The following is a 10,137-nucleotide window of genomic DNA, read 5'->3' as shown; positions in this document are numbered from 1 at the left end:
GCATAAAAGCCCGCCTGTTACTGATGCCGACCAGCTCATCAGTTGTTGCCATTTTTCGAAGTTTATTTATATCCAACTCAATACAATCGGCCATTTCATTCAGGCTTCGGCCGAGTGAGCCTAATTCATTTTCCACATTGACCTGGCAGCGGGCTTGATAATCCCCCTCTGCAATAATATGAGCCTCGTGCTTCAAAGAAAAAACAGGGGAAACAATCTTAGATCTAACATAATAGGCAAGAATAAACGCCATAAGTGTGGAAATAATGATCAGCAAAATGGCAAGCCATACATATTTTGTTTGCTTGCTTTGCAGAGCCTTGGACTCAGAAGCCATACGCTCCCCAACAGCCTCAAGGAACTCCAGAATCGGTTCCATAATAGAGACTTTTTCCTTATTGTACAGAGGACTGAATAACAGCTTGCTTGCAAAAGTTCTATCAGGCTCCCCTTTAACAGTGAAATTACCGTTGCCATCATCAAAGAGGCCCTGCATCGCTGCAAAAGATTGACTCTCCAAACGCGCAAGTGTATCTGAACGACTTTTAGATTTTTGAAGAAGAGAAAACTCCTTCTCGCTAAAACCTATTTCACTCATAAGAGATTGTAGTGAGGCTGGCTCACCGAGGTTATTCAAGGAGCCTCCGTTAGCTGCAGGAGAGGTATACCAGTAAGTTAAGTGGTATTTCTTTGGTCGAGGAGCTTCTCCATTGCGGATGGCGAGTATTTCAAAATAATACTGTTTATAAATTGGGTTAGCGGTTGTTACATATGTACGGGCCATTCGGGTCAGATCATCAGAACTTTGTCTCAACTCATTTGCCAGATTATAAGATTGCAAATGGTAATCTTCGTTTTTAAGGGACTGCTCTACTTGAATATTCATCATTTTAAAAACAACAAAGCACCAGAAGCCTAATAACATGATAAAGCCTAACAAACTAAGTTTATTAACGCTGGCAATGTTCATTGAGAGCCTCCCTTATAATATTCCTTCGACTTCTAGTAAATCAATTAACGATATAAGCAGTTCCTTATAAAAATTATAGCATGGTCTAATCAGGTCATTGAAAAGTGTGCAAATCTGTCTCGATAAGTAAATTTTAAACGACTAGATTTCAGAATTTTGATTCAAAGGAGAAATAATACCAATCCGCAAAATTAACTGATCTGTTTTAATATTTGGAAGTGCAGTTTAAACCGCGCAATACTACTGGCTAGACTGTAGAACCAGGGTTCGCTGAGCTTAGCCGCTCATAAACCTGAACTGGCATTCAATTCGCCAAACTTCCACAAATAGAGCATCATATTAAGCGGATTGGTATAAAGAACGATAAAAATTATTTTCTCCTATTTAACAAACACTTTACCGCCAATGATTTTAAAAGCAGGCGTACCGCGCACTAAAGTATCTCTGGCGAACTGCAAACCGCAGCCCGGACAGATAGCAGGCTCAGTTGTAAAATCCCGCGAAATCCGCTCTTTGAAGCATTTCAGCAACGCCCCTTTCCCACCTTTACGATATTTAAACAGCTGGCTTTTACATTGACTGCAAAAGATATCAACTGTTGCACTTGGGCCTTTTTTGTTCGGTTTTGCCATTGCTACTATCTTTCCTGTTAAAGCCTGCACAGAGCAGTTAAGCTATTTACAAACAGCTGAGTACATTTAACGATTGAGCGCATATTATTTTTTCTTTTTAGCCGGCTCGAATATAAAAAACGCTGTTTGATAAACAGTCCTATCTTGCAGTGGAGTATAAATCATTTGTTTCGCGACTCGATAATATTTTAATCCCTGTTCGACTCACTGAGATAAAGCTCCGGACTGCGCAATATTTAGCTGGAGCAGTTGCCGGCAGTTGATAGAATGCAAACAGAATACTTCAAAGAAGAGAAACAATGGCAAACTTTAATACTCACCTCAATGTAGCCGCAATTACAACCGGCCTTAGTGCAGCAGTGCTTTTATCAGCAAGCCATATCGATCTCAATAGCGCTCTTTGGCTGTGGTTTTTAGGGGCAGTCGGAGGATTATTACCGGATATCGATTCCGATAACTCAACAGCACTTGATACTATCTTTAATCTGTTCGCCTTAAGTGCCGTACTGTTCGTAATCCGCTACATTACCACTGAGCAGTTTGCACAAATCAGCTTTATTGAACTGATTGCGATTCCTCTGCTTGTCTATGGCATTATGCGCTACCTGATAAGACCCATATTTGAAAAAATCACCGTGCATCGCGGCAGCTGTCATTCACTGTTTTTCTTACTGCTGGCCGCTCTGCTAACAACCCAGATAATCTGGCGACTAAGTTACCAACATACAGAGCAATCCGCCATAATTGCCTGGCTTTCAGGGGGATTTATATTTCTTGGCGGGCTTATCCATCTATTGTTAGATGAGATATTCAGCGTAGATTTACACAATATCAGAATTAAACGTTCATTTGGCACTGCACTGAAACTAGCCGACTTTAAAAACAAAAGCTTAACCCTGATAACCTTGATTGCCATTATTACATTAGCCTATATCGCCCCTTCACCGATCGATACAATCAGCACACTAAGCAACTGGTCGAAGTTCAAGCTTTAAGGCTTAACACAGCCAATCGCTTAAGATTGGCGCTGTTTTCCAAGGAGAGGCTTCAGCCTCCCTTACCATGAGAAGGAGATGATAAACCACCAGCAAACACAAACCGTAAAGGATAACCTATCTGATTCTCCAAGCAGCATTAACAGATACAATGCAGGCAAAAAACACTAAAAGGAAAAGTAAAAGTAAAACAAGCCTCTGATGCCTCTTTGGAACTCAATTATCATTTTCTCCCTAAACAGATGATTCTTATCTATAATTTGAGACGATAGGTAAAGAATGCAATAACACAATTGCGTGCATGCGCTGCTTTAATATAAATATCACCTGATTAAGGGCACTTTGTACGAGTAATAGCATATATGCATAATAAGATGCTCTGTTTTTATATTTGCAGGTGCGCTTTTAACCGCGCAATACCAGAGGCGCTTTGATTGAAACAGAGCAAAAATAACAATATTAAGGGCTAATGCCCTTATCCAGAGTCCAGCTTAATTTAGTAGAGATTTGAATCATGAGTGTAAACATTTTGTTTGAAAACTTTGATTCCATTCTTCAAGCCTTAGGGGGGCTGGGGCTTTTTCTGCTTGGCCTGATTATTATGATGGAGGCGCTGCGCACTTTAGCCGGAGATGCAATGCGCTCAGCCATTGTACGTTTTACCCATTCGCCGCTTAGCGGGGCCATTACCGGTGCCGTCGCCACTGCCATTTTACGCTCTTCCAGTGCGACAACCGTTGCCGCCGTTGGTTTTGTCGGCGCCGGACTGATCGGTTTTTCTGAATCGCTGGGCATCATCTTTGGTGCCAATCTCGGCACCACGCTGACCGGCTGGATAGTGGTACTTCTCGGATTTAAACTGCACCTTGAAGCGGTTATGACACTGCTTTTACTGCTTGGGGCACTGCTGCGTTTATTGGCAAAAAACAGATTGGCGACTTGCGGATACGCGCTGGCCGGATTTTCGCTTATTTTTGTCGGCATCGCCATGATGCAGCAAGGTATGAGCGGTTTCGGCGATTTAATTACGCCCGAGCAACTGCCGCCGGACACTTTTAGCGGCAGACTGAAACTGGTCGCCTTTGGCATTGTTTTTACCCTGATAACCCAATCTTCAAGTGCCGGTGTCGCGATGGCGCTAACTGCTCTTTTCTCCGGGGCGATAAACTTTCAGCAGGCCGCCGCTTTAGTTATAGGTATGGATGTAGGCACCACAGTTACAGCGGCAATCGCCACCATAGGTCAATCGCTGGAAGCGCGCAGAACCGGTTTTTCCCATGTTATTTACAATATTATTACCGCCGTTTTCGCCCTGCTGTTAATAACGCCGTTTACTATGCTGGTCACGACTCTTTTTCCATCAGCGCTTTATAATAATGCGGAAATTTCACTGGTCGCCTTTCACAGCTCTTTTAATTTATTAGCGCTGATCATTATCTTGCCGTTTACCAACAGCTTCGCCTCCCTGATGTTCCGGCTGATTCCGGAGCAAAACAAACTGTTTACCGACTCGCTGGACAAGCTCTTGCTGGCAGAGCCGAGCATGGCGCTCACCGCTGTACAAAACAGCGTGCGTACAGAGACAATCGCCCTGTTAACGCATATCAATGCGATCCTTGGCGATAAAAACAGCCCAAGAACGGATATTTTACAGCTGCAGCAGGCGCTTAATAAAACACACTCCTATATTGATGAAATATCGCTAAAAAGCCAATCCGGCGCACAATGGGAACGGCTATTGGCGATGTTTCACACGCTCGATCATATGCAGAGACTTCATGAACGCTGCGAGGAGGAAGAGGACAGAGCGATAACCCTTAGGGATACAAAACAGTTCGTTAATGAAAAAGACATTATGATTCTGGGTATAAAAGCAATGATGGCAGCGATGGATGCTAACGACTTGCAGGCAATGCTAGAGCATTCCAATAATACAAGAAAACGGCTTTATAAACAGATTCGACCTTACCGGAAAATGATTGTCGAGCAGATTGCCAGAGGTGAGCTGGACGTTATTGTCGGTACCGATTACTTGGAGGGGATACGCTGGCTGAAAAGGGTTTCCTGGCACCTTATCCGCATCTCATTCCACTATAAACAAGCTATTCTTGCGGCAGGGAAGTAATAAACACAAGCGAGAAAATGCCATAGGGAGCGATGCATTCCCACGCAGAGCGTGGGAACGAGGCTCTCTACGCGGAAATGCAGACTGACAGCCGCCGCACCACTGGCACCCATGCCAGCACCACTAGTTCCCATGCTCCGCGTGGGAATTCAGACTGACAACTGCCGCATCAAACATAAAACTATGCGTTACCACGCAGAGCGTGGGAACGAGGCTCTCTACGTGGGAATTCAGACTGGCAACTGCCGCACCACTAGATCCCAAGCCAGCACCACTAGTTCCCATGCTCCGCGTGGGAATTAAGATCATATACCTACCAGCTTTTGCACACCTCAATAAGCCCCGGTTCTCCCAGGTGATTTTTAGCACTAGAGTACCGCCAGTGCTCAGCTGACTCGACATAACCGCGCTTAACTGGATTTTGATGAATATATTCAATCTTCTGTAACATCATTGCCTCATTTTGGATCAACTCAGGATGTACACCTTCCTGCCAAAACTGATATTCACGATCACTTTTATGTTCTTTTTTATAAAAAGCTAACTGCTCTAAAATCGTTTTTACATTATGCTGCGCAAGATAAGCAATCAACTGCTTAGCTGTATATGACTTTAAGCGCGCTATATCTTTATCTAACTGCTTACTCTGTACAATCAGATGCAGGTGATTTTCCAGAATCACATAAGCATGAACTTTCAAACCTTCCAGCATTAAAAAACGCAGTGAATCAAATATCATTTCAACCGTTTCCGGACGTGTAAAAACAGGTATCCAGTGCAATACCGTTAACGTAATAAAATGCGGCGCATCAACTTGCGTGATTTTGTAACGGCTTCTTCCCATGTGCACTCCTTTGTTAAGGTATCGCCCGACTAGTTCCCATGCTCCGCGTGGGAATTCAGACTGACAACTGCCGCATCAAACATAAAACTATGCGTTACCACGCAGAGCGTGGGAATTCAGACTGGTAACAACAGCATAAAACACAAAACTATGCATTCCCACGCAGAGCGTGGGAACGAGTCAGCTCCACGGTCTGCGTGGGAATTCAAACTGACAACTTCAGCATCAAACATAAAACTATGCGTTACCACGCAGAGCGTGGGAACGAGTCAAGACTAGCAACTGCCGCACCACTAGTTCCCATGCTCCGCGTGGGAATTCAGATTTTAAAGCAAAAGCCAAGATCTGCCCCTCAAGATGTTATGCATCATCAAAATAATAGTTCACACAGTCGCATGGGTTTAAGTAGTCTTTAATCTCTTCGGGCAGTTTTGCTGCTGAAATAACGCTTTCTATTTTCAACTCATTTTCGATTAACTCTATAATGGGCGCTTCTTTCTTGGGGATGGAGGGATCATAAATAAGCACACTTGGTTGCATTATGTTGTTTTCAGTTACGCTTATTACCAAGGCTATTTTTTTGTTGGAAAGCTGCACAATACAGCCAGGCGGATAAATACCTAATTTTTTAATTAAGATGCCTAAGACATCTTTATTGAGTTGCTTACTTTTGTTTTTATAGAGGTAAGATAGGGCATGATAGGGGCTGCGCGTTGGGTGCTTATCAGTTGGATTGCACATATTGTCAAATTCGTTGGCGATGCTGACAATTTGCGCTAATAAATTAATTTTTTTACCACTTAACTTTTTTGGGTAACCACTGCCATCAAGGTATTCATGATGTTGGCTAATAATTACACGTACTGGCAGAGGGAAATCAACAATATTTTTTGTATTCTCCAGTCCATATTGTACGTGCATTTTATAAAAATTATTTTCAGCGACCGTTATTTCTGGCTTGTTATTGAGAATGTTGTCGGGAACTTTAGTTTTGCCAATATCATGAAATAGAGCGCCTAAACCAAGGTAAATGAGCTCTTGCTTTGAAAGTTTCAGTGCATTACCTAAAATCATTGCTAAAATTGAGACATGAAAAGCATGACTGTGGTACTGCCCGCCCTTTGTTCCCTTTTTCCCATTCTCCATTAAATGCAACACGCTATTGTTGCCGCTCATTAATTTACTGCTGATACTACCTATCAGTTGTTGGGCGTCTGCTAATGCTTGTGCAGCTTGATTTCCTAGCTTTAAATTAATAGAACGAACAGCCGCTAGGGATTGATCAAAATCATTTTGACACTTTCGTAAATTACGTAGGTATGATTTATTCTCTTCCACACGTTGCTCTTTCTCTTTCCATAATGCCTCGAGATAAGCATCGGCTTCACTTTTATCTATTTTTTCTTCAGTTGTTTCGATCTTAGGAGTAGGCGGAGTAATATCACTTTTTTCCGGATAATAGATGACATACTTCAAGCCTAATGAGCGCAATACCTTGATCTGATGCTGGTCTTTAATTTTAAAGCTGCCGAAAAGAAATGGGTGATTTCTCCATGAGCAAGGAAGTTGAATATATAGACCGGGGGCAAGTCTATCCATTGCCAGTTTTATTTTGCTCATCTTCATTACCAATTAAGTTGTGCATATCTTTCATTATATGCATTATCTGCATCAATAATTAGAAATACAAGGCTGATCAATAAAATAAGGCGAAGTAGTGCAGTATTGTACATCAAACCTTTTACTTTTAACCTTTAACAAATCCCCCATTTTGAGTTGCAAGTTTGCTTAGGTATTTATGCGTATTGCTATCATTATCTTCGATAAATTGTCAGATAAGTTGTTGCGTTAAATTATCCGCTAATAAACTAACGCTGCAGTTAGGCCGCTTTCCATGGTGGTTATACAAAATGTTGGCTTATTTTAATCCTATGCTAAAAGAGGTCGTTAAAATGAACTATTTATGGCGTGACAACGTATTATTAAATGGTGATGCATTGCAGCAAAAACTAGGTGAGCAGATGGTTAGCACCCCGTTTACAAGTGTCATAGAAAATATCCTGATTAAAAAAAACACAGAGCATAGTAAATGCCAAGTTAACTAAGAGTATAACTAACTGTGGTTTTAACCGGCGCAGGAATTTCCGCCGAATCAGGTATTAAAGGTGCCGATGGCCTATGGGAGAATTACCCTGTAGAAGATGTCGCAACGCCAGAAGGCTATAGACGAAACCCAGAATTAGTCTTAACATTTTACCATCGGGACACGCTGAGTTTAAAGAGAAGAACAGATGGATGCTTTGACTTTCCCAAATTTATCCATGGATTAATATAAGCTGGGCATAAGCTCTTAGCTCCTGTACTTTCAAAACAAAGATATGTATCTTGATGAGCAAATTAAAAAAGATCTTTAACAGAGATTGTTAAGAACAGAAGAACAGGATTTAACCGTGAAAAAATTACTTAAATTAGTGCCGCTGTGGCAAAATATTATTGACTCAAAAGTCGCTCTCTATTCAGATATAGCTAACGATCTCAGTAATATTAGGGTCACGGTACACAATGCGAGCTGGTGTCCGGACTGTGAAAGAGAAGTCACAGATTTATTGGCTCTGGCGGCTGCACTAAAAGAACAAGCTCCTGCTATCCAGATAATAAGTTATGAAGATAAAGCGCGCTATAAAGCACAAAAGGCCCAAGGACAGTTAGCCATTAAATGCCTTCCGACCATTATATTTAATGACAGTCACAAGGAAATTGGCCGGATCGAAGAACAAGCGGTAACTAGCTTTAAAACAGATCTGTTAGCGATGCTATGATTTCTGTTTTTCAATTCAATAAATTGAACTATGCGTTCCCACGCAGAGCGTGGGAACGAGTTAACATAACTAAATGATTTACAAGGCTACAACATATATATGTCCTATCTTTTTCACTATCTTTTTCATAGCTGTTGAACTAGATCAAGGCTCTATCAAAATAATATAGCCTCAACCAGGCCCTGGCTAAAAACGAAGATCCTCCTGACCCTGCGCAAGCAGATAGTTTTTTAGTTGTGGATAAGCAAATTTATTGGCGTATCTAATAGGCCAGCGTCCACCAGCTTCCAGAGAGCCGCCGTGCTTATGTAGAAGCTTTACAATTTCGCAATAACCTTGCTCCGCTGCCGATAATAAGGCCGAATCCAGATCCGCTTTGCTGATGGTTTCATTCGCCAACAGCTGTTCACACAAAAATAAATAGCCGCAGCTGGCTGCGTGCTCAAGTGAACTATCCGAGCTCTGCAGCTGCCAGTTCAGGATTTCCTGCTCTTCTACGATGTTAAAAGTCGCCACTTGAAATTTACTTGCCCCCGCAGCCGAGAGGCTAGAGGCGCACCGGATAGACTGCTGTTTATCGAATCCGCCTAATTTATTGTGCAGTGATTTCAGCAGATCAAAATGCTGGTAGACAGCCAGACGATCGATCAAAGAGTCACAACTATTTTCAGCTGCAGTATACTCAAGCTCAATATCTGGATGATCGAAGATAGCTTCGATACTGGTCGATTGTTTTAGACGTAATAACATAAGCACTAGCCCGCAGGGTAAAATAACTCTTTCAGCAGGTGTAATATAATGCAGCCAGGGAAGCCCATTTATTAGAGATAAGGCAACCATAATGGCTCTTAACTTCTCTGTTTTAGGCGCAGGAGAGTCGACGTAAAGATCCCGCAATAGTGCCTCGAACTCATCACTCAATCCAAGCTGGGTCTCTAAGGTATCCCCCATAAAACTATCTTTCTCATTAGTCAGTTTTTTCCAGTCGATGTCTGCAAGAGTGCCTCTGCAAAAATCCTCTTCACTGAATAAACCAGACTTTAGCAGTTCCTTCACCAGTTGAGTATGTTCTACTGTCAGGCAGTTGTGCAGCTCTTCCGCACTTAACTGAGCATGGCGAATATAGTCAACAGCCAGCTCGACTCCTGCAAGTTTTAATATAGTGCGATGCAGAGCATCTCGACTGGAGAAAATAGATGAGCCCAAATCTGTCATAAACTCAGACTTCAGCAGAGAAAGCAATGATTCTCTATTATCAAGCTGCCAAACCTGTCGACTAATTAAATTATCAACCATTACAAACTCATCCCAGCTGAAACTTGAAACACCGTCGTGATGACCATCTTCGCAATAATCGCTGATCGCTCCCTGCGGATAGCTAACCTGATGCAGATAAACTTGGCCCGGCTGCCAGTGGTTAAAAACAAACTCCGCCTTTAAAGCTTTGAATAGTCCCAGCGAGTCTGCGACTGGAATTTCAGAGTGAGACAGGTGGTAGGCAATAACAAGGTTTTCTGACATGATCTGTCCTATGGGTTTGATTCAACTTTAAACTCCTATTAAAGCTCAATCTCCCGGCACACGCAATATTCAATTTCCGGGTATTTCATCTCTATTGATCATCATGTTGTGCTGTAGTTATTTTATGTGTTTACGGCTTGATTAAAGGTTATATAAGTGACTGCAAGGTTACAACTTAATCGCCGTAAAGCCCCGAATTATCATACAGTTAAATACGATAAAACAGGCCTC

The 10,137-nt window shown here is 42.2% G+C and carries 9 protein-coding genes and 1 pseudogene; 5 read left to right on the top strand and 5 right to left on the bottom strand.

Translation table 11 applies throughout. The annotated features are described in order from the left end of the window. Together AC4GME_RS14075 and AC4GME_RS14070 are read right to left on the bottom strand one after the other, a co-directional pair. A partial coding sequence (locus tag AC4GME_RS14075; RefSeq protein WP_490379617.1) for a HAMP domain-containing protein occupies window positions 1–970 on the bottom strand: 970 nt, incomplete at its 3' end. A 380-nt stretch (window positions 971–1,350) separates the two neighbouring features. Continuing rightward, window positions 1,351–1,602, bottom strand: coding sequence for a hypothetical protein (locus AC4GME_RS14070; RefSeq protein WP_490378102.1), 252 nt, complete (start codon window positions 1,600–1,602; stop codon window positions 1,351–1,353). Between the two features lie 299 nt (window positions 1,603–1,901). Between AC4GME_RS14070 and AC4GME_RS14065 the strand changes: the two genes are divergently transcribed. Beyond that, window positions 1,902–2,597 (top strand): metal-dependent hydrolase, encoded by a 696-nt coding sequence (locus AC4GME_RS14065; protein ID WP_490378101.1) that lies wholly within the window; start codon window positions 1,902–1,904, stop codon window positions 2,595–2,597. 514 nt (window positions 2,598–3,111) lie between these two features. Continuing rightward, on the top strand, window positions 3,112–4,722 hold the full coding sequence (locus AC4GME_RS14060) for a Na/Pi cotransporter family protein (protein ID WP_490379616.1): 1,611 nt from the start codon (window positions 3,112–3,114) through the stop codon (window positions 4,720–4,722). A 313-nt stretch (window positions 4,723–5,035) separates the two neighbouring features. On the opposite strand, the gene AC4GME_RS14055 is transcribed toward AC4GME_RS14060, so the two are convergent. Together AC4GME_RS14055 and AC4GME_RS14050 are read right to left on the bottom strand one after the other, a co-directional pair. Then, window positions 5,036–5,566, bottom strand: coding sequence for an REP-associated tyrosine transposase (locus tag AC4GME_RS14055; protein WP_490378126.1), 531 nt, complete (start codon window positions 5,564–5,566; stop codon window positions 5,036–5,038). A 360-nt stretch (window positions 5,567–5,926) separates the two neighbouring features. After that, window positions 5,927–7,186, bottom strand: a complete 1,260-nt coding sequence (locus tag AC4GME_RS14050) for a cyclic di-GMP phosphodiesterase (protein ID WP_490378127.1) — start codon at window positions 7,184–7,186, stop codon at window positions 5,927–5,929. 332 nt (window positions 7,187–7,518) lie between these two features. Here AC4GME_RS14050 and AC4GME_RS14045 point away from each other — a divergent pair, with 332 nt between their 5' ends. The 3 genes and pseudogenes from AC4GME_RS14045 (at window position 7,519) to AC4GME_RS14035 (ending at window position 8,385) form a co-directional block, all read left to right on the top strand. Continuing rightward, window positions 7,519–7,671, top strand: a complete 153-nt coding sequence (locus AC4GME_RS14045; RefSeq protein ID WP_490378128.1) for a hypothetical protein — start codon at window positions 7,519–7,521, stop codon at window positions 7,669–7,671. Between the two features lie 14 nt (window positions 7,672–7,685). Beyond that, a pseudogene (locus tag AC4GME_RS14040) lies at window positions 7,686–7,826 on the top strand (NAD-dependent protein deacylase); the annotation flags it as partial. 190 nt (window positions 7,827–8,016) lie between these two features. Beyond that, window positions 8,017–8,385, top strand: a complete 369-nt coding sequence (locus tag AC4GME_RS14035) for a hypothetical protein (protein ID WP_490378129.1) — start codon at window positions 8,017–8,019, stop codon at window positions 8,383–8,385. Between the two features lie 186 nt (window positions 8,386–8,571). Here AC4GME_RS14035 and AC4GME_RS14030 read toward each other — a convergent pair whose 3' ends face one another. Further along, window positions 8,572–9,906 carry a hypothetical protein gene (locus AC4GME_RS14030; protein ID WP_490378130.1) on the bottom strand — a complete coding sequence of 445 codons (1,335 nt, stop codon included), beginning with the start codon at window positions 9,904–9,906 and terminating at the stop codon, window positions 8,572–8,574. Between the last annotated feature and the right edge of the window lie 231 nt (window positions 9,907–10,137).

The organism is Psychromonas sp., assembly GCF_983033635.1.
The sequence above is the reverse complement of the archived record's forward strand: the minus strand, read 5'-3'. Positions and strand labels throughout refer to the sequence as shown.